Annotated in this window: 23 protein-coding genes; 14 read left to right on the top strand and 9 right to left on the bottom strand. The window is 41.1% G+C overall.

Translation table 11 applies throughout. The features are described 5' to 3' along the window. Positions 1-110 precede the first annotated feature (110 nt). Positions 111-1,115, bottom strand: coding sequence for an AraC family transcriptional regulator (locus MTF66_RS38580; protein WP_248526327.1), 1,005 nt, complete (start codon positions 1,113-1,115; stop codon positions 111-113). Between the two features lie 107 nt (positions 1,116-1,222). Here MTF66_RS38580 and MTF66_RS02975 point away from each other — a divergent pair, with 107 nt between their 5' ends. Further along, the gene (locus tag MTF66_RS02975) at positions 1,223-2,656 is read left to right on the top strand and encodes a coniferyl aldehyde dehydrogenase (protein ID WP_248526326.1); all 1,434 of its coding nucleotides are present in this window, start codon (positions 1,223-1,225) and stop codon (positions 2,654-2,656) included. Between the two features lie 25 nt (positions 2,657-2,681). Next, entirely contained in the window at positions 2,682-4,415 is a 1,734-nt protein-coding gene (locus tag MTF66_RS02970) for a GMC family oxidoreductase (protein ID WP_248526325.1), read from the top strand. A 27-nt stretch (positions 4,416-4,442) separates the two neighbouring features. Here the strand turns inward: MTF66_RS02970 and MTF66_RS02965 are convergent, their stop codons facing one another. Further along, positions 4,443-4,871: an organic hydroperoxide resistance protein gene (locus tag MTF66_RS02965; protein ID WP_248526324.1), complete on the bottom strand. Its 429-nt coding sequence runs from the start codon at positions 4,869-4,871 to the stop codon at positions 4,443-4,445. Between the two features lie 123 nt (positions 4,872-4,994). On the opposite strand from MTF66_RS02965, the gene MTF66_RS02960 reads away from it, so the two are divergent. The 6 genes from MTF66_RS02960 to MTF66_RS02935 all read left to right on the top strand — a co-directional run bounded on the left by MTF66_RS02960 (position 4,995) and on the right by MTF66_RS02935 (position 11,519). Continuing rightward, positions 4,995-5,426, top strand: a complete 432-nt coding sequence (locus MTF66_RS02960; protein WP_058584648.1) for a MarR family winged helix-turn-helix transcriptional regulator — start codon at positions 4,995-4,997, stop codon at positions 5,424-5,426. Between the two features lie 259 nt (positions 5,427-5,685). Next, the gene (locus MTF66_RS02955) at positions 5,686-6,699 is read left to right on the top strand and encodes a zinc-binding alcohol dehydrogenase family protein (RefSeq protein WP_248526323.1); all 1,014 of its coding nucleotides are present in this window, start codon (positions 5,686-5,688) and stop codon (positions 6,697-6,699) included. 897 nt (positions 6,700-7,596) lie between these two features. Then, a complete protein-coding gene (locus MTF66_RS02950) occupies positions 7,597-7,827 on the top strand; it encodes a helix-turn-helix domain-containing protein (protein WP_054562555.1) in 231 nt (76 codons plus the stop codon). 48 nt (positions 7,828-7,875) lie between these two features. After that, entirely contained in the window at positions 7,876-9,219 is a 1,344-nt protein-coding gene (gene astB, locus MTF66_RS02945) for an N-succinylarginine dihydrolase (RefSeq protein WP_248526322.1), read from the top strand. A 3-nt stretch (positions 9,220-9,222) separates the two neighbouring features. Beyond that, positions 9,223-9,732: a GNAT family N-acetyltransferase gene (locus tag MTF66_RS02940; RefSeq protein ID WP_248526321.1), complete on the top strand. Its 510-nt coding sequence runs from the start codon at positions 9,223-9,225 to the stop codon at positions 9,730-9,732. Between the two features lie 98 nt (positions 9,733-9,830). Next, entirely contained in the window at positions 9,831-11,519 is a 1,689-nt protein-coding gene (locus MTF66_RS02935; RefSeq protein WP_248526320.1) for a methyl-accepting chemotaxis protein, read from the top strand. 36 nt (positions 11,520-11,555) lie between these two features. Here MTF66_RS02935 and MTF66_RS02930 read toward each other — a convergent pair whose 3' ends face one another. After that, on the bottom strand, positions 11,556-11,996 hold the full coding sequence (locus MTF66_RS02930; RefSeq protein ID WP_248526319.1) for a hypothetical protein: 441 nt from the start codon (positions 11,994-11,996) through the stop codon (positions 11,556-11,558). Between the two features lie 226 nt (positions 11,997-12,222). Between MTF66_RS02930 and MTF66_RS02925 the strand changes: the two genes are divergently transcribed. Continuing rightward, positions 12,223-13,221 carry a DUF4382 domain-containing protein gene (locus MTF66_RS02925; protein WP_248526489.1) on the top strand — a complete coding sequence of 333 codons (999 nt, stop codon included), beginning with the start codon at positions 12,223-12,225 and terminating at the stop codon, positions 13,219-13,221. A 45-nt stretch (positions 13,222-13,266) separates the two neighbouring features. Here the strand turns inward: MTF66_RS02925 and MTF66_RS38450 are convergent, their stop codons facing one another. Further along, positions 13,267-14,583 carry a PAS domain-containing methyl-accepting chemotaxis protein gene (locus tag MTF66_RS38450; protein ID WP_282454007.1) on the bottom strand — a complete coding sequence of 439 codons (1,317 nt, stop codon included), beginning with the start codon at positions 14,581-14,583 and terminating at the stop codon, positions 13,267-13,269. Positions 14,584-14,777: 194 nt separating this feature from the next. Between MTF66_RS38450 and MTF66_RS02910 the strand changes: the two genes are divergently transcribed. Then, on the top strand, positions 14,778-16,370 hold the full coding sequence (locus MTF66_RS02910) for a carboxylesterase/lipase family protein (protein WP_248526318.1): 1,593 nt from the start codon (positions 14,778-14,780) through the stop codon (positions 16,368-16,370). Positions 16,371-16,403: 33 nt separating this feature from the next. Here the strand turns inward: MTF66_RS02910 and MTF66_RS02905 are convergent, their stop codons facing one another. From MTF66_RS02905 to MTF66_RS02895, 3 genes are all read right to left on the bottom strand, one after another. Then, positions 16,404-17,123: a Sir2 family NAD-dependent protein deacetylase gene (locus MTF66_RS02905; RefSeq protein WP_248526317.1), complete on the bottom strand. Its 720-nt coding sequence runs from the start codon at positions 17,121-17,123 to the stop codon at positions 16,404-16,406. Beyond that, positions 17,120-18,142 carry a kelch repeat-containing protein gene (locus tag MTF66_RS02900; RefSeq protein WP_248526316.1) on the bottom strand — a complete coding sequence of 341 codons (1,023 nt, stop codon included), beginning with the start codon at positions 18,140-18,142 and terminating at the stop codon, positions 17,120-17,122. The genes MTF66_RS02905 and MTF66_RS02900 overlap by 4 nt, the downstream gene beginning before the upstream one ends. 68 nt (positions 18,143-18,210) lie before the next feature. Further along, positions 18,211-18,840: an NAD(P)-dependent oxidoreductase gene (locus tag MTF66_RS02895; RefSeq protein WP_248526315.1), complete on the bottom strand. Its 630-nt coding sequence runs from the start codon at positions 18,838-18,840 to the stop codon at positions 18,211-18,213. A gap of 102 nt (positions 18,841-18,942) precedes the next feature. Between MTF66_RS02895 and MTF66_RS02890 the strand changes: the two genes are divergently transcribed. Together MTF66_RS02890 and MTF66_RS02885 are read left to right on the top strand one after the other, a co-directional pair. After that, positions 18,943-19,827 carry a LysR family transcriptional regulator gene (locus MTF66_RS02890; RefSeq protein WP_248526314.1) on the top strand — a complete coding sequence of 295 codons (885 nt, stop codon included), beginning with the start codon at positions 18,943-18,945 and terminating at the stop codon, positions 19,825-19,827. Positions 19,828-19,872: 45 nt separating this feature from the next. Further along, a complete protein-coding gene (locus tag MTF66_RS02885) occupies positions 19,873-20,124 on the top strand; it encodes a TIGR03643 family protein (RefSeq protein ID WP_058584633.1) in 252 nt (83 codons plus the stop codon). A gap of 32 nt (positions 20,125-20,156) precedes the next feature. On the opposite strand, the gene MTF66_RS38645 is transcribed toward MTF66_RS02885, so the two are convergent. Then, positions 20,157-21,476, bottom strand: a complete 1,320-nt coding sequence (locus MTF66_RS38645; protein ID WP_282454006.1) for a PAS domain-containing methyl-accepting chemotaxis protein — start codon at positions 21,474-21,476, stop codon at positions 20,157-20,159. Between the two features lie 108 nt (positions 21,477-21,584). Continuing rightward, positions 21,585-21,839 carry a YfhL family 4Fe-4S dicluster ferredoxin gene (locus MTF66_RS02870; protein WP_054562570.1) on the bottom strand — a complete coding sequence of 85 codons (255 nt, stop codon included), beginning with the start codon at positions 21,837-21,839 and terminating at the stop codon, positions 21,585-21,587. A gap of 247 nt (positions 21,840-22,086) precedes the next feature. Here MTF66_RS02870 and MTF66_RS02865 point away from each other — a divergent pair, with 247 nt between their 5' ends. Together MTF66_RS02865 and MTF66_RS02860 are read left to right on the top strand one after the other, a co-directional pair. Further along, positions 22,087-23,745 carry an integrase family protein gene (locus tag MTF66_RS02865; protein WP_248526313.1) on the top strand — a complete coding sequence of 553 codons (1,659 nt, stop codon included), beginning with the start codon at positions 22,087-22,089 and terminating at the stop codon, positions 23,743-23,745. A 502-nt stretch (positions 23,746-24,247) separates the two neighbouring features. Next, positions 24,248-25,834, top strand: coding sequence for a hypothetical protein (locus MTF66_RS02860; RefSeq protein WP_248526312.1), 1,587 nt, complete (start codon positions 24,248-24,250; stop codon positions 25,832-25,834). Positions 25,835-25,849 lie beyond the last annotated feature (15 nt).

The following is a 25,849-nucleotide window of genomic DNA, read 5'->3' as shown; positions in this document are numbered from 1 at the left end:
TTCCTGTTTTTATTGTAGGTTTACTAATAGTTTAGACCATTTGCATGACTACACAGGGACAATTAGAAAAAAAGTATGAAGTTTTACTGTGATTGAGCCGCTTTGTTAAGTTAGCCCAAGTTTTGCTGCCATTCGGTGGGTGACATACCAAACCATAACTTAAAGCGACGACTAAAAATCGACAGCTCCGCATAGCCTAAACGCAGTGCTAAGTCGGTCATATTGATATGCTTTTGTTGTAATAGCCGCATTGCCTCTGACTTTCGTACTTCGTCCAACAATTGCCGATAACTGGTGTTATGCTCAGTTAATATTCGCTGAAGCTTTTTGGGGTGTAGCCCTACACTTTTCGCGGTATTTTCTTTATTACACTCACCGGTTGCTAGCAACATTTTCATCGCACTTTCTATTTGCAGCATTTCATCGGGGAGTTTATTAAGGCGTTGTAGCTCAAGTTGGTCGGCTATTAGGGTGTCTAAAATGGCATCATTGAGCTGGGGTTTATAGGATAAAAATGCGCTTGAAAAGTAAATCGCATCAACGTCACTGTTAAACTCAACCTCGCAATTAAGCACTTTATTAAATAATGGCCGCTGTTTCACTGCGACAGATTGCCGTAAGCACACTTTATCGGCGCGCCATTTCGGGCCAACTAATTCTTTTAATATTTTATTGACCAAACACACTGCCAACTGAGACTTTTGCTCAAACTCGTGTTTTTCGTCAGACAGTCGGACAAAACGGACCTCACAACTCGTTTGCCCAAGCAGGGCAAGGTTTAGCACAATGCCTTCGGCATGCAGGTAGATGTATTTTTGAGCAACATTAAGGGCATCAAGAATCGTAGGCTGGCGCGACATGTAAGCACCAATCAAGCCTACCGTACTCATACTTTGTGATGCGCCAAGCTTTAAGCCAAAACATGGCTCATCACAGGCTTGGGCTGCAAGTTCAAGTAATTCAAGGTAATGAGCGTAAACAACAAAACTGTCTGGGTCGCGTAACTGTGCGGGTAAAATACCTGCTTTCTCCAACAAAGTAATTGGATTTACGCCATATTGCCTCACTAAATTCTCAAACCCAGCTAAACTAGAAGAGCGAATTAAACTTTCCACGCAGTGTGCCTTTTGTCCTAAAGAGTCATTTCAGTGTCCCAAAAAGTCAAATTAACTGCAAGCGATTTATTTATGCTAGAACAAACTCTGACAAACAGAACATACAGATGAACATTGCAGCAAAACCGATAAACATAGACAACATTTTAATGGCCGACTTAGTCGCGCAGCGCAGCCACGCTAAAGCTGAGGGTATTGAAAACTACCAGCAAAGACGTGAACACTTACTTGCGTTAAAAGCCATGGTCACTGAGAACCAAGCACGTATTATCGAGGCTATTAATCAAGACTATGGTAATCGCTCTCGCCATGAAACCTTACTTGCTGAAATCATTAATGCCTGTGCAGATATCAATAGCACTTTAAAGCACCTTAAAAAGTGGATGAAAGTGCAAAAGCGACATGTTGATCATCGTATGTATTTAGGGGCAAAAAACCGAGTTATTCCCCAGCCGCTTGGTGTTGTGGGGTTAATTGTGCCGTGGAATTTCCCGATAAATTTAGCCTTTAGTCAATTAGCTGCTGCATTTGCAGCAGGTAACAAGGCGATGGTTAAAATGTCTGAAAACTCTAGGCATTTAAGTGCGCTTTTAGGTGAGCTTGTAGGCCACTATTTCAAACCAGAAAAGCTGAAATTTTACTGTGAGACAAGTGAAGTAGGCATCGCCTTTTCAAAGCTCCCCTTTGATCATTTGATGTTCACAGGCTCAGGTGAAACCGGTAAAAAAGTGATGGCTGCAGCAGCGCAAAATCTAACGCCTGTAACCCTTGAGTTAGGTGGTAAATCTCCTGCTGTTATTGCTACTGATTACCCGATGCAAAAAGCTGTTGAGCGCATCATGTATGTAAAGCAAATGAACGCGGGGCAAATTTGTACCAATGTTGATTATGTATTTGTGCATCAGTCTCAACTTGCACTATTTATCGATACAGCCACACGCTGGGCGAAGAAACATGTGCCAGATATTCATAGCCAAGATTACACAGCCATTATTGATGACCGCGCATTTAAACGCCTTACAACCTGTATTGAAGAAGCCAAACAACTAGGCGCTGACGTTATTACGCTTAGCGACCAAGAGGCAGATGCCAACACGCGAAAACTGCCTCTGACATTAATTTTAAACAGCAATGACAGTATGAGCATTGATACCCGCGAGACATTTGGCCCTATTTTAATGGTAAAAACCTATCAAGAATCGCAGCAGGTCGTTGATTATATTGCAGGGCGAGATAGGCCTTTAGCGTTTTACCCGTTTAGCTACAACAAACAGCTTATTAACTTTTATATTGAGCAGGTGATGTCGGGTGGTGTAAGCGTTAATGATGCCCTTTTTCATGTCGGTCAGCACGACTTACCTTTTGGTGGCGTAGGTGCCAGTGGTATGGGGCATTACCATGGCTATGAAGGCTTTTTAACTTTTTCAAAATTACGTCCGGTGTTTTATCAAGCCAAGTTTTCGAGCGTGAAATTTTTAATGCCGCCTTACGGCAGATTTGCCGATAAGCTTTTAGCCTTTTTAAGTAAATTAAATTCATAATAATAAACACCAACAGGTGATAATAATGCAGCAACACACATTTGATTTTGACCAAATTATTATAGGCTCTGGATTTGGTGGCTCTGTTAGTGCGCTTCGCCTAAGCGAAAAAGGCAACCGGGTTTTAGTACTCGAAAAAGGCCTACGGCGCGACGATAAGGAGTTTCCAAAGACCAACCTAGATATCAAAAATTATATGTGGCAGCCAGAAATTGGCCTAAAAGGCTGCATTCAATTTTCGTTTACCAGCAAAGTTACTGTGCTGCATGGTGTGGGTGTGGGTGGTGGCTCACAAATTTATGCCAATGTGCACCTTATTCCTGATGATGAAGTGTTTCAATCTCCAGCGTGGACACGAATAAAATCAGACTGGAAAAACAGCCTAATGCCCTACTACGGCCTTGCACAGCGCATGTTAGGTAGTGCCAAAAATACCTATACCAATGTTGCCGATCACACTCTAAAAGACATTGCTGAGCAGATGGGTCAAGGTGACTCATTCAAAACCGTGAACACTGGGGTACTTTTTGCAAAACCCGGCGAAGCCTATAACAAAGAGCTACCCGATCCATACTTTAATGGCGATGGTCCAAGGCGAAATACCTGCCATTACTGTGGTAGCTGCATGATAGGTTGTCGCCATAATGCCAAAAACACCTTAATGAAAAACTATTTATACTTTGCTGAGCGCAATGGCGTAGAGATAAGGCCAAGCTCTGAAGTAATCAAAATCACCCCGCTCAATGCAGATGGCAGCGCCGGATACAAAATTAAGATTAAAGATACCAGTCATCGCAATAGCCATATTTATACGCTAACAACACGAGGCGTTGTGCTAAGCGCAGGGGTCATGGGCACCGTGCCTTTGCTTTTAAAAATGCGCGATAAAGACAAAACATTGCCCAATATTTCAGCTTGGCTTGGTCAGCAAATTCGCACTAATTCAGAAACCCTCACCACCGCGAATAACACCACTAAAAAAGTTGATGATGGCGTTGCGATCAGCTCATTTATTTCGGTCGACAAAGACACTAACATTGAAATTTGCCGCTTTAGAGAAGGCGCCGATGGCACATGGCTTTATTTACCTTACGTTCCTATGGTGACTGGAAAAGGCCTCAAGCGTATTGCTAAGTTCTTAGTGAATACACTGCGCCATCCAATAAAAACAGCCAAAGTATTACGGCCAAAAGGTAAAGCCCGCAGCTCGATTTTATTTTTGGTGATGCAAAAATCCGAGGCGTTTATTCACCTAGAATGGCGACGTAAATGGTATCGATTATTTAAAAACGGCATTACTGCGGTGCAAAAAGACAATGACACGCCGCTTAGCGTTAGTTTTCCAAAAGCAGAAGAAGCAACCAAACTCTACGCCGAAAAACTCGGTGGCGTGCCGGGGTCTGCCTTATCTGAAGTGCTATTTGGTGCCCCAATGACGGCGCATATAATGAGTGGAGTCGCCATGGGAACTGATGCCTCTAACGGCGTAGTTGATAGCTCTGGAGAAGTGTTCGGCTATCAAAACCTACGAGTTATTGACGGCTCAATCATACCGGGTAATTTAGGGGTAAACCCATCATTAACCATTACCGCATTGTCGGAATATGCAATGAGCCAAGTGCCGGTATTCGATGCAGCCCGAGCAAGCAAGATAAAGCCAATACAATTTAGTGAACCACGCGAAGGTCTAGTATCTGCGCTTACTGGTTCTGGTGATTTAGCAAAATCGATTGCTGAAAAACAAAAAAGCCGTGCATAAAGCACGGCCTATTTTGATAAATAGCGATTAGATCACTGATAACTCTACAGCAATGTTACCGCGCGTTGCGTTTGAGTATGGGCATACTTCGTGCGCTTTATTAACAAGTGCAAGAGCGGTGTCTTTATCCAGATCACCTACCGATACCGCAAGCTTAACAGCAATACCAAAACCACCTTCAATAGGACCAATTGATACTTCAGAGTTAATATGAGTATCTGCTGGTAATTTAACTTTTGCTTGGCCAGCCACTAACTTTAATGCACCGATAAAACAAGTCGCGTAACCTGCTGCAAATAATTGCTCAGGGTTTGTACCTTGACCATCATCACCACCTAACCCCTTAGGAGTTGATAGTGCCACATCTAAACGACCATCATCTGATTTTGCTGTGCCTTCACGGCCACCTGTTGCTGTTGCTTTTGCTGTGTATGCGACGCTTTGTAGTTCTTTCATGATTACTCTCCTAATTGAGTGAATATATATTTTGCATGCAAAATATATTAGATCAGCTTTTTCGGGATTGCAAATACTTTGTATGCAAATTAAAATACTCGTATTGAATTTTGAGGATCGAGTATGAAATACCCACAACTAAAATTAGATAACCAGCTATGCCATCGCTTATATATGGCATCGAATGGGATTGCCCGTGCGTATCGAGATTCTCTCAATCAATTAGATTTAACCTACCCGCAATACGTCGTAATGATGGCGCTGTGGGAAAAAGATCAGATCAGCATTGCTGAATTACTTGAAAAAACTGCCATTGATGGTGGTGCGATGACGCAAATTTTGAAAAAAATGAGCGATAAAGCATTGTTGTCGATCATCAAAGATAGCCAAGATAAACGCAAACGACTCGTGCAGCTCGAAGCCAAAGGCAAGGCGATGCAAGATCAAGCTGCCGATATACCGTCGCAAATTCGTTGTCGCTTCCCAAGCATTAACGAACAACAAGCACTGCAACTGATTGAATTACTCGATTTAGTAAATAGTGACCTTAATTAACAAAAATTATTTGAAAGTGAATTTGGATAATACCAGCTTGCTTAATAAAGTGGGCTTTTTGAGGCAAGAAAACCTCGTTGATAACAAGGCAAAAATTTCGTTATTTAGTTGTTCTAAATGAGAAATTTTTAACGCTGGTAGCGACAGGTTTGCTCCCTCAAAATGATTACGTATTATTGCGAGCTGGTATCTAAACCCTTTTTAATATAATTCTATACGCTATAGTGTTCAAAACTCATCAATACGGACACCAACCATCATGAAAGCATTTGGATACACTACAGCAACCCCAACGTTATCAGACTCATCACTACAAGCGATTGAATTACCTGATCCCGTTGCGACAGGTCACGACATTCTTGTCGCCGTAGAAGCAATTTCAGTTAACCCTGTTGATACTAAAATTCGCGCTAATGTGTCGCCAGACAGTGGCTACAAAGTTATTGGCTGGGATGCCGTGGGGACGGTTAAAGCTGTTGGCGATAAAGTATCGTTATTTAATGTCGGTGATCGTGTGTTTTATGCTGGCGACTTAACGCGCCAAGGCAGTAATGCTGAGCTGCAACTTGTTGATGAACGCATTGTCGGTCTTGCACCAACAAGCCTGAGTAATAGTGAAGCAGCCGCCCTGCCATTAACCAGTATTACGGCATGGGAGTTATTGTTTGACCGCTTACAGATTGAAAAATCTCAAAACAATAAGCCAGCCTCTGTATTAGTGATAGGTGCCGCAGGTGGTGTAGGCTCAATTTTAGTGCAGCTTGCCAAACAGCTTACCAATTTAACGGTTGTTGGTACCGCTGCACGAGAAGAAAGCGCCAACTGGCTTAAAGGTTTAGGTGTTGATCATGTGCTTGATCATAGCAAAAACCTTAACGAGCAACGTCTTGCGGCCGACTTGAATGAATTTGATTACGTAGTGAGCTTAACGCACACCGACCAACATCTTGATAGCATTATGGAAGTGATCAAGCCACAAGGTAAATTGGCACTGATCGACGACCCTGCAAGCTTTGATATTTTAAAGTTAAAGCGTAAAAGTATTTCGTTGCATTGGGAATTTATGTATACCCGCTCAATGTTCCAAACCGATGATATGATTGCCCAGCATCAGCTTCTTTCAGAGCTTGCTAGCTTAGTTGATAACGGCACAATCAAAACAACATTGGGTGAGCATTTAGGTAAGATAACCGTAGCAAACCTTATTAAAGCCCATGGGATTTTAGAGTCTCACAAAGCTCGCGGAAAGCTTGTGTTGGAGGGGTTTGAGTGACGAGGAATGAATTAGTTTCGAGTTGCGAGATACGAGGTGCGAGGTGCGAGGGGAAAGTTAGCGAGAGTAAAGTTTCGAGAAGCGAGGTGCGAGGTACGAGGTGCGAGGGGAAAGTTTCGAGAAGCGAGGTGCGAGTATGTAGCAACGATTTCACATCGCGTTTTACTCTCTTATCGCCCCTACCTCACCAATGACGCGGCATAAAGCCGCTGCTACGAAAAACGAGATACGAGAGTAAAGGAGCGAGCTGCGAGAAGCGATTTTACATCGCGTTTTGTTCTCGTATCTCCTCTACCTCACCCATGTCGCGGCATAAAGCCGGTACTACCTGTAGGCGTCACGCTTGCTTGGCGCGAAACAAAAAATTAAGACTCAAGTTACGAGAGTAAAGAAGCGAGGTGCGAAGTGCGAGCATGTAGCAGCGATTTCACATCGCGTTTTATTCTCGTATCCTCCTACCTCAACCATGTTGCGGCATAAAGCCGGTACTACCTGTAGGCGTCACGCTTGCTTGGTGCGCGAAACAAAAATTAAGATTCAAGTTACGAGATACGAGGCTCCAGCTTGTAGCAGCGATTTCACATCGCTTATTTCCTTACTCAACAATAATAACACGCATCATTAAAGTGCATTACTACGCTTGCCTTTCACTATTTTAGTGCCTGTTTTTAGGGACGCCCTTACCACTGAATATTAACCAATTGATTTTTAATGTATTTAATTTTAATAAAGGTTTGGCACAGATCTTCCAATAGTGAGTATGAACTGGCACTAACAAGGAGACTAACGTGACTAACTTCTTTCACACTCTTTATCTACTTTGGCGATTAGACATCAGCACATGGCATATGCATGAAGCAAACGATCCGCATAATGTGGCTGATTTGGAGCGCCGCTATGTTAAATAATGACCCCGCATTTATTGAAGCACTTAAAAAAATTTCGGTTCATCAACTAACAATCACCGAAGCGTCTGAGCAGTACGACATTCCTAAGCGCGTGTTATACAAAGCCGCACGACAGCAACAAGTTAAACAGAACAAACAAAAAGCGTATTTAATTGCCACTCAGAAGCGCCTTCAACAAAGTCTACGTAATGTAGAAATGGAGTTAGCTAGCTTCAGCTAAATAACTTCTGTATGGTTAAAATACACGCACAATAATGATGGATTAAGTATGCACGCAGTAGAAGTAAATTTTGATGGCTTAGTGGGGCCTACTCACAATTACGCGGGATTATCGTATGGCAATGTCGCTTCACTAAGTCACGCCTCTTCGCATTCAAACCCTAAAGAGGCCGTGCTACAAGGCCTTGAAAAAATGAAGGCAATGCACGAGTTAGGGCTAGAACAAGGTATTTTTGCACCTCATGCTCGCCCCGACATTAACGTGCTAAAGCGTTTAGGCTTTACAGGCAGCGATAGCCAAATTATTGAAAAAGCATTTAAAGCCGACCCTGTTTTACTGCGAGCTTGTTACAGTGCATCGGCTATGTGGACAGCCAATGCTGGCACTATCTCGCCTTCAGTCGATACGCTTGATGGCAAAATGCACTTTACCGCAGCTAACTTAAATAACAAATTTCACCGCTCGTTAGAACCTGTTACAACTACAGCATTATTAAAAGCCATGTTTAATGATGAGCGTTACTTTAGCCATCATACGCACTTACCTGATCAAGGTTTTTTTGGTGATGAAGGCGCCGCAAATCATAATAGATTATGCGACAGCCATGCAGATGCAGGGCTTGAGATCTTTGTTTATGGTGCAAGTAGTTTTAATAGCGCCTTACCAAAACCCGTTAAATTTCCTGCAAGACAATCTCTTGAAGCTTCGCAAGCAATTGCTCGTTTACATGAGCTAAAGCCAGAAAATCAGTTATTTATTCAACAAAACCCTGATGTAATAGACCAAGGTGTCTTTCATAACGATGTAATCGCTGTGGCCAATGGCAATGTACTTTTATGCCACGAACAAGCCTTTTTGCATCAAGCTGATACGTTAAAACAAATTAAACAAGCTTATCTTGGCAACAAGCCACTCCATATTATTGAAGTGCCAACCAATAAAGTGAGCATAACAGATGCTGTAGGCAGCTATTTATTTAATAGCCAATTAATTACCTTAAGTGATGACAGCATGATGCTGGTTGCACCTAAAGAATGTCAGCGTAATCAAGCTGTTCACGATTACATTCAAGAAATGATTTTGGCAGATAACCCAGTTCAGCAAGTGCGCTTTTTTGACTTGCGCCAAAGCATGCAAAATGGCGGTGGGCCTGCTTGTTTACGCTTGCGTGTTGCGCTCAATACTGACGAACTAGCCGCGGTCAATCCGGGTGTACGATTCAGCGAAGAAAAATATAACCAATTAGTGAGTTGGGCGAATAAGCATTACCGTGACTCGTTAAGTAGCGACGACTTTGCCGATCCAATGCTTTTAACCGAAAGCTACCAGGCACTTGATGAGTTAACCAGCTTACTTAACTTAGGCTCTGTGTATCCATTTCAACAAGAATAAATAATGAAAATTAAAGCAGTACACTCTATTAAAGGAGTGTCTAAATCACTCAATAGTTTACTGATTGATAGCGTTGCCAGTGGCGCGTCAATCGGCTTTATTGCCCCGCTATCATTACAGTCAGCACATGACTACTGGCAAGGGGTCGATGGGGATTTAGCAACGCCTTACCGCAGGCTTTATCTTGCCCTTGATGGTGATACGGTGATTGGCTCAGTGCAGCTTTCTTTGTGCGCTAAAGCCAATGGCACTCACCGCGGCGAGGTTGAAAAGCTCATGGTGCACAGCGAACATCAAGGCAAAGGAATTGCAAAACAATTGATGAATAGCCTAGAAACCGACGCCCGTATCTTAGGTATTCAATTATTAATTCTTGATACCCGCCAAGGTGACACTGCTTCATATTTGTATCGCAAACTCGATTATATTGAAGCTGGCACGATTCCTGGTTTTGCGAAAAGTTCATCCGGTGAATTTGACGCAACGGTGTATTTTTATAAGCAAGTCGCCTAGATCTGCTTTTATAGCCAATTGATATAATCATAAAGTCGACTAATAAAAATCTATAAACGTACTAAACTAGTACTGCGGATTTTTATTAGGAGCGATAAATGGCGCTATCAATACAGCAACGGGTACTCTTTCTAGCCCTACTTCCCCCCCTACTCATTGCAATTATGCTGACACTCTACAATTATGTGCAGTCAAAACACAGTGGTGCGCAAACCGTTGAAAGTTTTGCTACACAAATGGAAAACGACCGAAAAGCAGAAGTCAGTAACTATCAAAAAATTGCCATGAGTTCGATTGCTCATCTCATCGCACAAGATGATGGCTCTAATACTGAACAGCTGCAAAACCAAGCAAAAAGCATTTTGCGTAATTTGCGTTTTGATGATGCTGGCGATACAGGCTATGTATTTGTTTATGATGTAAAAGGTGTCAATATTGCCCATGGCGTTAACGCCTCACTTGAGGGTAAAAACCTATATGATTTTAAAGATCCTAATGGGGTTTATCTGATACGAGAGCTCATTGATGCTGCGAAGAAAGGCGGTGGTTATGTGCAGTATTCTTGGAAAAATACCAATGGCAGTGTGAACCCTAAACTCGGTTATGCCGCTTTGGTACCAAAATGGAACTGGGTGCTAGGAACGGGCTTTTGGATCAGTGGCCTTGAGCAACAAGTTGCAGTGACAGAGCAACGGGTTAATGAAGGTATCGATAATGCCTTTATAAACACCGTTATCGCTTCAGTATTCGCAGTTGCAATTACCGCAGCGATTGCAGTGGTAGTATCGCGCAGTATTACTAGCCCTTTGCACACAACCGTACTAGCAATGAACGATATATCACAAGGTGATGGCGATTTAACCCAACGTTTAATGGTGAAACGGGACGATGAACTGGGCAAGCTTGGCAGTTCGTTTAACCGCTTTGCCGATGACGTTGGTAAGATGGTTATTGATATTCGCCAATCATCGCAATCGATGAATCAAGCATCACACAAACTCAACGAGCTACTTGCCAATATGCACGCAGGTATTAATCGTCAACATGAAGAAAGTGAACAAGTTGCAACCGCAATAAACGAAATGTCGGCGGCGTCAATGGAAGTTGCCCGCAGCGCCCAAGAGGCCTCAACGGCTGCTGAACATGCCGATCATTTAGTTAAGCAAGCTAACAATCAATTGCTCATTGCCATAAAAGTGATTAATGGCCTTGCCAAACAAGTTGATGAAGGGGCTAATGCGGTGGATCAGCTTAATCAACAATCGAGTCAAATTGGTAGTGTGCTTGATGTGATCAGAAATATTGCCGAGCAAACAAATCTACTGGCACTGAACGCAGCTATTGAATCTGCCCGAGCAGGTGAAGCAGGTCGTGGTTTTGCTGTCGTAGCTGATGAAGTGCGAACTCTAGCAAAACGCACGCAAGATAGTACTCACGAGATAGAGGCGATGATCGAGCAAGTACAGCAAGGAACAACAACTGTAAATAGCATTATGCAGTCAATTAAATCTGGCAGTGCAACTAGTGTTAATGAGGCAGGCGAAGTCGAAAAAGCGCTTAATGAAGTACTGCTTTCGGTTAACACCATCACATCACAAAATGCACAAATTGCCACAGCCGCTGAAGAGCAAACGTCAGTGTCTGAAGCGATTAATCAAAACATGACGACCATTGTCGATATTGCTAACAAAACCGCTAATGATACCGATGTAGCAACGTCATACATGCATGAACTAACAGACACGGCAACGCAGTTAGAACAAAATGTAAGCCGTTATAAAACCTAATAACTGATTGATGGTTAAGCAGGCATTGCGGCCTGCTTAACAAAAATCATTGGTTTTTTGTAAGTTCTTTAACCAATCGAACAAGTCATTATCGTAGCGCTTAAGACGCTGTTGTTGCTTATCGCTGAGACTGTAAAACGGTGCAAAGCAGATATATTTTTCACCCATAATAAGTACTAACCGTAAACCAAAAAATGAGTAATGGTGAATAAACTGCACTTGTCTTGCGTGCATATGGCGGCATTGCCCAAATAAATTACGGTAATGCACACCATGACGGCACACCGTTAAATTACGCTTTGAATTAAACACCAACAGAGCAATTAGTAAGGAAACAGTGCACAGTAAAAAACTAAAAAGTAAATTACTTACCTCTGATTTACTACTCATAAAGCCCATCAGTAAGAGCACATTAATTGCACTTAATAATGCCCAGCCCATAAGCTCAAAGCGCTTTTCCAAGTCAATAACCTTCATTTTCATTCCTAGGTTCTTATTTTTTGTTATGGTGTCAGCAAAATGTGGAAGAAAAATGGATTTACTTAAAAGCAGTCTAATTTTTATTAGTAGTTTTTTGCGGCTTTCAACTTGTTACATAAAAGGTACAAAGGTGTTAACCGAAACTTATTATTAAAAGTTCAAGTTACATTAAGTTTTAGTTATTACACTATTAGTAAAATTTAGAACACAAAGGGAAGAAATGATGAACTTTAAAACTACATTACTTAGCAGCGCCGTTTTATTTGCACTTGTTGGTTGTGGCTCAGATAACGACAAGAACGATTCGGTTGATCCTCAGCCGCAAACTGCACAGTTTACGTTAGGTGTGTCTGATGCACCTGTAACAGGTTTAAAAGCTGTTAATGTTGTGTTTGATTCAATTACATTGAAAACCCAAGATGGTGAAGAGTTCACTTTTGAGACCCGTGAAGATGATGATGAAACCATGCCAGAAATGGTTAACTTATTAGATTACACAGGTGATGATATATTTTCTTTATTAGAAGATGAAGAAGTAGCTGCTGGCGATTATCAATGGATCCGTGCAGATGTTATCAATGGTGACACAAACGATTTAACCATGACTTCGCATGTTGTTTACGAAGATGACAGCATTGCACCACTGGTTGTTAAACGTAAAGGCAACGATGGTATCGGTGAAATCCAACTTGATGGCTTTACCCTTAACCAAGCTGGTAACGACTTTGTTATTGAATTTGACCTTAAAAAGTCACTAGTTGATCCACAAAATAGTGATGAGATCTTCTTAAAACCACGCGGTGTTCGCTTAGAAAACCTTGCTGAATCTGAAGATATCGAAGGCACTGTAAGCGACGTACTTATCGCTAACTGTGAAACTGATAATATCGATATCGCACTAGAAGATGGCTCATTCGGTCATGCTGTTTACCTATACAGCAGCGATGTTGAAATGCCAATGGACAACTATGAAGTTAACGAAGACGAAACACCATTAGATGCACCTCTTGCAACGGCGGATGTTGTTTTCGATAGCGAAGATAACCAATACGAATTTGAACTTGCGTTCATTCAACCTGATGATTATCAACTTGCTTATACCTGCGCTGCGCACATCGATGACGTAGAAACGCAAGACGAAGCATTTACGCTTTATCAAGTAAAACCAATTACAGTAACATCAGGTGAAGACTTAGACGTATCTTTCACTGTTTCTGAATAATATTGGAATACCTCATTAATAAGCCCGCATTGCGGGCTTTTGTTTTTATAATGTGTCGTAACGAATAATTACTTCGGATATTTGATCTACCACTTTATCCGCACCGGTTTTAATATCTTCCATGATCATGCTGACTTCTTCAACATTTTGCTGAGACTCACCAGACAGAGCTTCGATTTCTTCGATAAGAGCCGTCATTTTTGCTGCGATTTCTTGCGTCTTACCAATCAGGCCAGATATTTCACTGGTCGACACAGAAGTACGTTGCGATAAATTTCTTACTTCATCGGCAACCACTGCAAAACCGCGACCATGCTCCCCGGCTCTGGCAGCTTCAATCGCTGCATTTAAGGCTAGTAAGTTTGTTTGCTCTGCGATGCTATTAATGGTTGTAACAATTTCACCTATTTGTGATGACTGCTGCGCTAACACATCCGACAGTTCACGGGTTTGATGAACCTGCTCGCTCACTTTTTTTGAAGACGCAACACTACTTAAAATTCGTTGCTGACCATTGGTAACGACTTGCGAGGTTTCTTCAGACGTGTGGCCGGCATTTTCTGCTGCATGTTTAACTTCTTCGGTGCTGTTAACTCTGGCAGTGACATCAGATGCAAACTTAATGATCTGTGTCACTTTACCCTGTTTATTAAAAATAGGGTTATAGGTTGCCTCTAAGTAAAGCGGGCTGCCATCACGTTTTTTACGAGAAAATTGCCCAGAGAAAATACGCCCGTTTGCAAGCTCTTGCCAAAAGTTGGGGTTCTTTTGATAAAAGTCATCATAGCAAAACAGTTTGTGATGCTGACCTTGGATTTCAGCGAGACTGTAACCTACAACATTTAAGAAATTATCATTTGCAGAAATAATATGACCATCCGGCGTAAAGCGGATCATCGCGGTGCTTTTATTAACGGCATCATAGATTGCCGACATTTCATCAAGTTTTTCGACTTCTTTAGTAATCTCTGAAGCGAACTTAATTGCACAGCGCACCTTGCCGTCATCACCGCGAACAGGAAAATACGTTGCACGCAGCCAAATATCTTCGCCGGCACCATTTATGCGCGAGAAAACCCCTGACTTTGCTTGGCCTCTAGCGATATCTTGCCAAAACGTTTGATACTCTTTTGAGCTGCTATATTCAGGCGCACAAAACTTACTATGATGCTGACCAATAATATCGCCAGCTTGCACTTTCATTGTTTTACAAAACAAATCATTGGCTTCGAGAACAGTTCCATCTGGTGTAAATTCGATATAAGCAATATTTTCTCTGATCCCAGCTAAATATTGCTGACTTTTATCAACATCATGCTGCAAGGCATCAATGAGTTGATCTTTATTTTTACTAAACCACATTGAAACACCAGTTATTAGGGTAGTTAAATAAATATTAGCTCAGTAGCACAAGAAATAGAATTACAAAATGGTTCTTTTTTCTTAATGATTAACAGGTTAACCAACTGCCAGTTCTAACACTCAAGCGCTTTTTTCTTAAACAATGAGCAAATATATAATATTATAAGCCTTACCCAAACAGCCTAGGCTTTGTTATGACCTCGCGTATTCTCAAATCGATTTTCTACTCATCTTTTCTATTAGGCTCTGCCGTATTTTTGCAAGGCTGCCAAGAACAACCTCAATCAGATCAAATCGCCGTCACTGGCGGGCTCATCCAAGGGCAAAATGAAGGGCGTTTTATTGCCTATAAAGGCATTCCGTATGCTGCACCTCCGGTGGGAGAGTTACGCTGGCGAGCACCAGAGCCCGTGCCCAAGTGGCAAGATGTAAAAGTACTTAACGATTACGCGCCTGACTGTATGCAAAAGCCGTTTGCAGCCGATGCAGCACCACTTACAACAACTCCTTCGGAAGATTGCCTTTATTTAAATGTATTTAAACCCACTAAACACAGCGATACCCCTTACCCTGTTGTGGTATGGATACACGGTGGTGGCTTTGTAAATGGTGGCGCATCACCCGCTGTTTACTCAGGTGAAAGCTTTGCTAAACAAGGGGTTATTTTTGTTAGCTTTAATTATCGCCTAGGCCGATTTGGCTTTTTTGCGCACCCTGCTCTTAGTCGTTTTGAGAACGATGCGCTTGGCAACTACGCTTTAATGGATCAAATTGCGGCCCTTGAATGGGTTAAACAAAATATTGCTCAATTTGGTGGTGATGCTGCAAAAGTGACGCTCATGGGTGAATCTGCAGGAGGCGCATCGGTTCACGCGATGATGCAAACCCCTGCAGCTAATGGCTTATTCCAACAAGCGATTATTATGTCAGCGGGTGGACGAGAGCTTTTTAAGCAGTTGCCTCTAACTAGTGATGATGACACTGTGCTAAGCGCCGAAAAAATTGGCGAAAACTTTGCAAAACAACACACTATTTTAGGCAGTGATGAAAACGCCCTTGCTGCACTACGTGAGTTACCTGCCGAAGAGGTGGTTGATAACCTAAATTTGAGCACATTAAACCGACAAAATGATGATGAGCCTACGTACGTTGGCGGGCCAATTATTGATGGCACCATCATCAATTCGGCGACAGAAGCGCGCTTGAGTAAAGGCACATTTAGCCATGTTGCGACCATGGTTGGCACAACAGATATGGATTTAGGCTTTGCTAATTTTGCTTCTAAAGGGGCGTTATTCGCAAGTTTTGCTCCGCACAGTACACAAGCAAAAATGACTTACGATGCAAGCGGCGAAACTCCATTGCCTTTACTCAATTACCAAGTTGGGCAAGATGCTTTAATGCAAGAGCCTGCAAGGTTCGTTGCAAAACGTGTGACAGATATGGGTAAAGATGCCTTTTTATATCGTTTTGGTTATGTGGCGCAAACTTTAGATAAACCCGGTGCAGAGCACGCTAGCGAAATTCCGTACTTTTTTAATACTGTGGCAGCGAAATATGGGCATGTAACCACTGAGCAAGATAAGCAAGCCGCTAAAATAATGCACCGTTATGTGACTAATTTTATTAAATTAGGCACACCAAATGGCCCGGGTTTACCGACTTGGCAAGCATATAAAAATGATGAATCTTTTATACTGCAAATGAGTAAATCAGGGACTGCAGAGTTTTTACCGGATCCCTTACAAGCTCGGTTAAACATCACAGAAACAAAAGCTGAAAATTAATCAAATAAGGCGCTTAATATAAGCGCCTTATTTTTATCCTTGCTGCTGAACATACTCAAGCGCAGTCATCTTGTGGTATGTCACATTGGAATGAAATACATGAGCAGGATCCGGGTCAACCACCTCAATTGGCGTGCCTTGACTGCGTGCAATATCGAGTGCCATTTGCGTTATATTGACACTAAACGAGGTGCCGATAAAGACGATTTTATCGGCATCGAGCATACGCTGTTGCGCCTCTGAAATTCGATAAAGCTCAGTGTAGTATTCGTCAAATAACAACACGTAAGGCTTAAACGATTCGTTAAGCTTGGGGCTTTCATTATCAATATTGAACACCTCAAGCAAGGAGTTGTGGAGGTTGTCTTCGTTGACATTATCCCACGGCGCGTTAAAAGCCATCACATCGTCACCTTGATGGTGAAACAGTGTCATTTGATCTAAGCGACCATGAATAGCAATAAAATCGGTGTTACCTGCTTTACCATCAAGGCCATCGATATTTTGCGTAATGAGATTTTTATCACTCAACCAATGATGCACTTCATTAGGACCGTGATGGCGATAGGTTGCAAAGCGATGATAATACCAAGCTAAAAATTCGCGGGGATTATTTTCGTACATAGCACGCGTTGCCATTTCCATCGGCGTATAATTTTTGCTGCCAATGGTCCAATAACCATCCTCGCCACGAAAGGTCGGTATACCGCTAGCGGCACTCACACCCGCGCCAGTAATATAGAGTGTACTCATAGAGATAACTTTACCTTGTAACCAAGTGCATCGGCTGTCACTTGTTGATTATTATCCATACCACCAAGACGATACAAACTTCCTTGGTGCTCTAATAAACCTCGATGATCCATGCTCGCGGTATCGGCTTTTGGCATTACTTGCCACGTGTTTTTATCAACATCAAAGCGCCAAACATGATCACTCGCTGGCGCTGGTTTACCATCGTACCCCATACCATTGTAGTTATATGGGTTATCAGAGCCGCCCACCATATAAATGTCGCCATTAAAACTGGTTGCTGCCATACGGTAATGGGCAACACCTGTTGGGTGTGGCACGGTACGCCAATCTATCTTTAATGGGTTATCAGCATCAATCGTGCCTTTTAAACACTGTGCAACCGCAGCAAAAGAACGACGTTTATCAGCATTCGCCTGTGTTTTAACGCCATCACACACCAAAATAGTGTTTCCACTAATTGCCGCCGCTTGGCCAAACACCGGTTGACCTAAAAATGGCGAAGCCTGTTGCCAAGTATCTGTTTGCGTATCATACACTTGTACAAGGTTAACATTACCATCGTTATGCCAACCACTGACTAAATAGATATAACGCTGCTGGTACGAAAGCGCCACGCTGTCATCCACCGGCACTGGCATATTGGCAAGTTGCGTATATGAATTAGAGAGCACATCATAGCGATATACATCGGGTGTTGAGATTTCTTGATGATCGGCACTTACCGTATACCCACCAAATACATAGGCATGCTGACCAACCCCCACTGCGGTACTCGCCAAACGACCAGTAAGAGGCAATGTACTTGGTACGGCTTTAGCTGCTTGCCACGCCTTATCGCCCACTTTAAGGACCCACACTTTATTGTGAACATCGGTATGTGCTTTGCCTGAGCTCAAGCCCATAAAGCTTAGGAAGTAGGCTTGTTCATCAATAACAACTTTGGCAACAGCATTGTTCGCGACGGGTTCGGGTAAGGCAGGTATGGTTGCAAGTGCAATAGAAAATAACAGGCTCATAAATTAAATAGGTAACTTAACACATCGCTAAAGAATACCATTTTATGAGCCTGAAGAAAGGCTCGCTATTAGTAAGCAATACTAATACGTTGATTTAAATGAGCTGCCGATTGTGCTTCATCAAGCATCGCTTTAGCATAATCAGTGACTGATATTTTGCTTTCGCCGTTTGCATCAGTAAAGAAGCTGTCGCCACCAACACGGTACGGGCCTTCTGACTCACCTGGGTAAATGACCGCAGCTGGTGATACAAAAGTCCAAGCTGTATCTGCTGTTGATGCTCTAAATACATCAAGTGCTTCACCTTGAGCTATGGCTTCTGCTTTGTATTCAGCAGGAAAGTCTGGGCTTGATACCAGTGTTACACCGGGTGCGACTTCTAAGCTACCTGCACCGCCCACCCATAAAATGCGTGTGTTAGTACCTGCAAGTGCGTTTAGTAATTGTTTTGCTGTATTTACCACAATTTCATGGTTACCTAAAGCACGACCACCAATTGCAGCAATAACAACATCACTACCTGCAGCTGCAGTTGCGATCTCGTCTTTAGTTAAATCAAATTCAGTCACAGTAACGTTATCTTGGGTTACTTTACCTGCGCCTCTAACTAATGCATTTACTTGATGACCACGTGCGATTGCTTCTGAAGTAATGTGGCTGCCAATCCAACCTGTTGCGCCAATAACTGCTAATTTCATGAGGAATTCTCCGTTGTTTGTTTCAATGATTGCAGTTTACTTGTTCACTAATTACTGATAAATACACTATATAGATACACATTGTTTCACTTGAAGATACCAATGGATAAACTCAATTCAATTACTAGCTTTGTCGAAGTTGCCCGTACAGGCAGCTTTACTCAAGCCGCTGAGCATTTAGGTTTAAGCCGATTACAAGTTTCTAGACATATTCAAGATATAGAAAAGTGGCTAAATTTAAGATTGTTTCATCGCACAACACGCAAAGTGAGTTTAACAATTCAAGGCGAAGAAGCCCTTAGCTATTGCCAGCAAATATTAAATCAAGTGTCTGATTTACAAAGCCGAGCACACAGCCATAACAACGAATTGGTAGGTACCATTCGAGTTGCCTCTCCGATTGGGCTTGGCCAACATAAACTGTTTGATGCCATTGAAGTGTTCACCAAGCGCCATCCACAGACGCGCTTTGAACTGTTACTTTCTGATAGTTTATCGCAGCTGGTTGATGACCGCGTTGATATCGCTTTGCGTTACATCCACCAGCCCGATGAAGGTCTTATTGCCCGTAAGCTAATGTATATCGCAACCGCCGTATGTGCTTCTAACGATTATTTAGCTGCAAACCCACCGATTAATGAGCCGAGTGACTTAACCGCACATAATTGCCTTGTTCATAACAAACACACTATTTGGCAATTTCAACACGACGACAACACACAAAAAGTCACGGTTAAGGGCAACATTGTTGCCAACGATATGGGCGTGCTTTTAAAAGCAGCAAAACAAGGAATGGGGATTGCTCACCTACCATGCGATCTCGCCAATGACTATTTGGCATCAGGTGAGCTTGTAAAAGTACTGCCAGAGCATACTACTATGGGCTCTCACTTATGGGCGGTGTATTTATCGCGTAACTTCCAACAAAATGTGGTGAGAGCGTTCATCGACTTTTTAGCAGAGCACTGGCAACACGATATTTTATAATCTAAACCTGCTGCAAATACGTATAAGCTACAAAAAGGAGCCGTAATGCAGCACTTAGATCATGAAATATCACGCATCATAGAGATGGCGTGGGAAGATAGAACCCCGTTTGAAGCAATAAACCAACAGTTTGGTTTAAATGAAAAAAGCGTTATCGCGCTAATGCGTGAGCAATTAACAAGCTCGAGTTTTAAACTTTGGCGAAAACGCGCAGCGGGTAGGCAAACCAAACACTTAAAACTACGCCATCCAGATATATCCCGTGGTTATTGTAAAACCCAATATAAACATAGATAGTTTACACGGCTTAAAACCTAGTATTACAAAGATTAGTGATTCAGTTGGTTAGCAAATTGCCCCACTGCATCAACCACTTGCTGGGCACCGTGTTGTATGTCTTCCATCACTTGACCAGACTCATTTGATAAAGACACGCCTTGCTCAGCTTTCACCTTACCTTGCTCAATAACCTTTACTGTATTTTGCGTAAGTGACTGATTATTATTTACCACTTCAACAATTTCTTCGGTGGCTTTTGAGGTTCTTGAAGCAAGCTGTCTGACTTCATCAGCAACCACCGCAAAACCTCGACCTTGCTCACCGGCACGGGCAGCTTCAATTGCTGCGTTTAGCGCCAGCAAGTTTGTTTGCTCTGCAATGCTGCTAATACTTTGCACAATGGCTGCAATTTGCTGTGACTGTTTATCAAGGGCTGAAATCTCTTGGGCTGCTTGCTCCATCTGCTGGGCTAATTCATTCATCACTGTCATGGTGTTTTGTAACACCTCAGCCCCTTGTTGAGCGAGCCTATCAGTCTCTGTTGATGTGCCATACGCAATTTCGGCCGCTTGTGAAATTGCATGCTCACGATTAACTTGCTCAGTGATCACAGTGGCAAACTTCATCACCTTGTAAAGCTCACCAAAATCATTTGAAATGGGGTTGTATGAAGCTTCAAGCCACACTTCATTGCCATGACGGTCAACACGTTTAAAGCGATCAACAACAAACTCACCACGTCTTAAGCGCTGCCAAAACTTCTCATACTCAGCTGACTCAGCCAGTTCAGGTTCACAAAACATACTATGGTGCTTACCTACTATCTCTTCTTTTTTATAACCCATGCTCTCTAAAAACGGTTCATTTGCGTTAATAACCTTACCCTCTAAGTCAAACTCAATAACCGCCATCGAGCGATAGATGGCATTTATAGTGTCGCGCTGTTCACGAGAAGTAGAAATGGCATCGGTAAGCACAGTGCCGTAAATAGCGAAGTAATTGAGCTCACCTTGCTCTGTGTGTACCGGGTGTGCAATCAAACGGAGCCACTCAAGCTTGCCGTCATAGCGAGTTATTTGTAAGTGCCCTACTCCATGCTGTTGATTTTCAATGGCGTTTTTTAAGTCTTTAAACTGGTCAGTATTTCGAGATTGTTCAGTAATAATATCTTGGAAAGGCGAGTCAATTAGCTGGTTGTGCGAGTAGCCTAATTCATCTAAAAAATTCTGGTTAATATAAGCCATTGTGCCATCAGCACGCAGCCTGAGTACCAACATCTCTTCATCAATACCTGAAGTGAGATCTTTTAACGGATAAAGCTCAGCTTTTAACGCATCAATTTCAGCCTGTAAGGATTTACTAAACCACATAAAACGCCCTGATTTTTTATTAACGTGTTGTTGTTCATAAAATTGTAGAACAATTATCGCAGGGCGCTACTTTAAGATAAGCAAAAAGAATTAAGAAAAGTGATTTAACTAAGAAGCTTGGGAGGTCAATTTAACGTATTTCTCAGCCAACTCATCTAAAGTTTCACGATGATTTGGATCTGGCTTAATGCAATCAATAGGACACACACTCACACATGTAGGGTTATCATAATGCCCAACACACTCAGTGCATTTATTTGGGTCTATTTGATATATCTTCGCGCCCATATAAATAGCCTCATTCGGGCACTCAGGATCACACATATCACAGTTAATACATTTGTTATTGATGAGTAATGCCATTTAATGACCTCGAACATAAATCACTATAAAACAAATAGTTACATGAGTCGGTATGTAACACATATATTTTTCAAACAAGCTTAGTTTGAAAAATATTCGATAAATAATAACACAATTCGTAGCACACTCTGTTTATGAGCAGCCGTTACAAAAGCGGTCGCGCATTCTACTTTACCCCACTCTAAATTTTGTTGATCTAGATCAAACGACAGGCCTGCAGGGCTTAATAAACCTGAGTTTTAGAGAAATGAAAAACACGAATAAACCCATTACAAAAGCCGAATACATCAAAGCAAAAGCAGTTTGGAAAGAGACGAAGGCACCTTTTTCAATGTTGTACATAAAAAAGTGTGTTACTGCGATTCAAATAATTTCAAATTTTGAGAGAAAAGTTGCTTTAAAACAAGGAATTAAAAATAAGCCCTTGGTTCGTTTGTCTAAATATGAGCAACAACACAATTTACGGCTCGTATTCACCCCAAAAGGTAAGGTCATCTTCTATTCTAATTTCCCGAAAAAGTTAGAGATTCGAAACGTAAAGCTAGGGGAGTTACCAGAACTCACCATTGCAAAAGCAAGAGAGCTTACGAAAACGATATTGGAGGGAAGAACGATATTCGCCGATTTAAACACTATTTTTAAAGAATATGAGCAGAACCTGACAAACCGACATTTACTCGCACCAACAAAGTTTGCAGCCGGTTCATTGAAAACATATAAGTGCAGAGTAAAAAAGCTTAAGCAGTACTTTAATATGAAAACGAGATTTCAAAGTATTACGGCAGGGGATCTTGAGCGAATCATTGATAAAATTATTGCTAGCGAATCCAACAACCAAGCCATAGAGCTATTTGCTCAAATAAGGCGTATATGGAAGTTTGCCAAAAATAAGTTTAACAATGGCCGTAATCCTGCTGCTGACATTGATGATTATTATGTTTCGGATCGAGTTGATACTCCCCGTCCGTGTCAAGCCTACACTGACTTAGATTCAATTGCAGAGTTGTGGATCAACCTTGCAACTACGCCATGCATTCACCAGAAGAACGCAGCCAGGTTTATGATTTTAACGGGCTTGAGGCCTATCAACATTCCTCAAATGAAATGGTCATGGCTGAATAGTATTACCTTTCCGACCTTAATAACTTTTCCGTCATCTATCGTAGGTGTACGTGGTGAAATGAAAAACCAAAAAGAATACAGACTCCCACTAACAAAAATGATGCGAACTATTATCCTTGAACAAAGGGCATGGATGGAATCGGCACGACCTAATTGCAATCAAGAGTTCATTTTTCTGCAACCTCGCGACCCTATGAAGCAATTTTCTAAACGCTCCCTCGATAAAATTATCAAAGACTATTCTCCATTTGATGCAGTAAAAGGCGATATCGAACAGATTGTAATGAAAGGCTCTGCGGGTGCATTTTGTACTATGTGTAGAAGCTTTTTTAAATCCAATACAAAAGAGCTGTTGGTATCAAACGGCTACCACTTTAAGCATGCAGAAGATTTAACCCGGTTAGCACTTCATCATTTGAGAAAGTCTGATGATCCGAATGGGCTTAACTACGATAAATCTGAAGAGCTCTACGGCACTTCAACAAAACTTAAGTTCAATGTATTTAAGTTACACGAGGTCAGCATTTTAAAACGAGTCCATGAGTTTCAAAGCTTAGAGTTAAGGCCTACAGCATTTCAGGTAAACCAACAAAAAATAATCAAAGATAAGGAACATAAGAAAGCGCTAAGAGAGCGAATAAAAGCATCTCTTGTCCATAAAGGTGCATACATTCAATTCATAAATCAGCCTTTTGGCGATACAGGAAAATCAGTTAAAGAGTTAATTCTGACTAAAGATGGTAGAACTGTAATCGAAAGTTACCTTGATGATATTGCTGTTTAAGCTAAATACTCATCCGAAAAGTATACTGAAAGAGCATATAGAAACTAAATAATGACTTAGCGTAAAGCCGGGTCATTTTTCGTACAACAGCAAAGGTAATGAACACTTTTCGCTCAAAAATAATAAATAGTATTGGCAAAAATAAATTTAACGGTAGAACGAAGAAAAGTATTGAATTTTGATAAACTTACAAAGAATTTATAAAAAATACACAAAAATCGTTAAAAAATTTTATTAAAAAAAATTTAAAAAAGTTTAGTACCCAAAACATACTAATACACCACCAAAAAGCTCAGATTTGATAATAAGCTTATAAACGACATATCAGTAGCTTAAACAAAGCCATTTAATTTCACCACCAAAATGATCTTAGTAGTCATAGGCTTAAAGCCATAGCTGGCAAGGCTTCCCCCTCTTGCAGCAATCAAAAAACTCATTCAACATAATAAAAAAGCGACAACGTTAATTCATCCCAGATGAAGTAATAAAGACTTAATAAAATATGAAAAAAACTATAAATAAGTTTAAGAAAAATAAAATAAGCAGAATATTAGATAAAATTAAAAAACTATCTAAGATAACAAGTGAAAATGAGTCTGAGAAGCAAAGTGAAAGTGAGTGTATTAGCAAGTCGAAATTCGACAGTATTAAACCACCATATAGTGATAAAGATATTTTAATATTATCTGAATGCGCTGCAGCAATTGAATACCCAGAACCAGAACCAGGTCAACCAAAAAAAGATCATAGGATGTCTAAATATGACAGTGAAAAAAACTTAAGATACGTTTTTTATCCAAATGGAGTCGTAAAAGTTTTTGCAGATTTTCCTAAAATAGATGGGTTAAAAAGTACTCTTTTAGGTAACTTTGAAACAATGACAGTCGCTGAAGCTGCAAGTCTTAGCGCCATAATTTTAGATAATCACCTATATGGTCAAACGCTTGGAGAAGTTGCTGAACTGTATATAGAAGAATTAAAACAAGAGCAAAAGAGTAATCGTCGTTTATTTTCAGATGGAACCATTAGAACATATTCATGCTACCTTAGAAAATTTTCAACTATCATTGGTGTTGATAAAAGGTTTATTGATATTACAAGTGATGATATTCAACTAGCATTTACGAAATTAAAAAGTGATCTTACAAGGGAATATGTAGAAACCATTTTCCATCGCGTTAAAGATTTATTTAAGTTTTCAATAGACAGACTAAATTATAAGAACAACCCTTTTAATAATGTCAAAAGTTTATATTTATCTAAGAAAAGATGTGAAATAAGAAAGTATGAAGGCTACACAGATAATGAATCTACAGCAAAGCTATTAATCACCCTGGAACACAACGAAAATAGAAATTTAGTAAATGCTTTAAAGCTTCGTATTTTTGCCGCATTGAGACCTCAGTGCGCTTGCACATTAAAGAGCAGCTATTTAGATAATTTAGATGATCCGAAGGTTTTGATAATACCAGGTAGTACCACAACAGAAAGAGGGCCAACCAAAAACCAACAAGAACAGAAAATAATATTAACCAGTGAAATGATAAAAGCCATAAAAGATCAATTAGCATATTCAAAAAGAGTATATGGTGAGATAAAAGAGTACTTGTTTGTAAGCATACGAAATCCTGAAAATCATTTACCATACAATACGCTTAGGGAGTTCATGCTGAAGAATGCACCTAAGAATATGGATAAGGCAAACCCTTATAAAATTAACAAGAAAGGCTCTAAAGGTTCTTGCTTAACTATGTTTAGAAAACTTGCTAAAACAAATGTACTGGTTGCATTAACAAATGATTATTCAACACTAACGGAAGCTGAAATTGAATCAAAAGAAATATTACACCACATAAGTAACTCTGAGAAAAAGCCATCAACAGAAGAAAAAAATGAAGCTGAAGCAAATAGAATGCTGCATATTTTACATACAAATCATGATCGCTCCGGAAGGCATTACACTTCCGCAGAGGAGCAACACGGGACGTACTCAAAAGAATCAAACAATTTATTCATGATGCATGAAAATGCAATCCTTGAAGCTATGAATAAAATAAAGAAAAGTAATGAAGAATATCAAACCATCTAAATCTGGCACATTATC

Source organism: Pseudoalteromonas sp. 2CM39R (assembly GCF_023161845.1).
The sequence above is the reverse complement of the archived record's forward strand: the minus strand, read 5'-3'. Positions and strand labels throughout refer to the sequence as shown.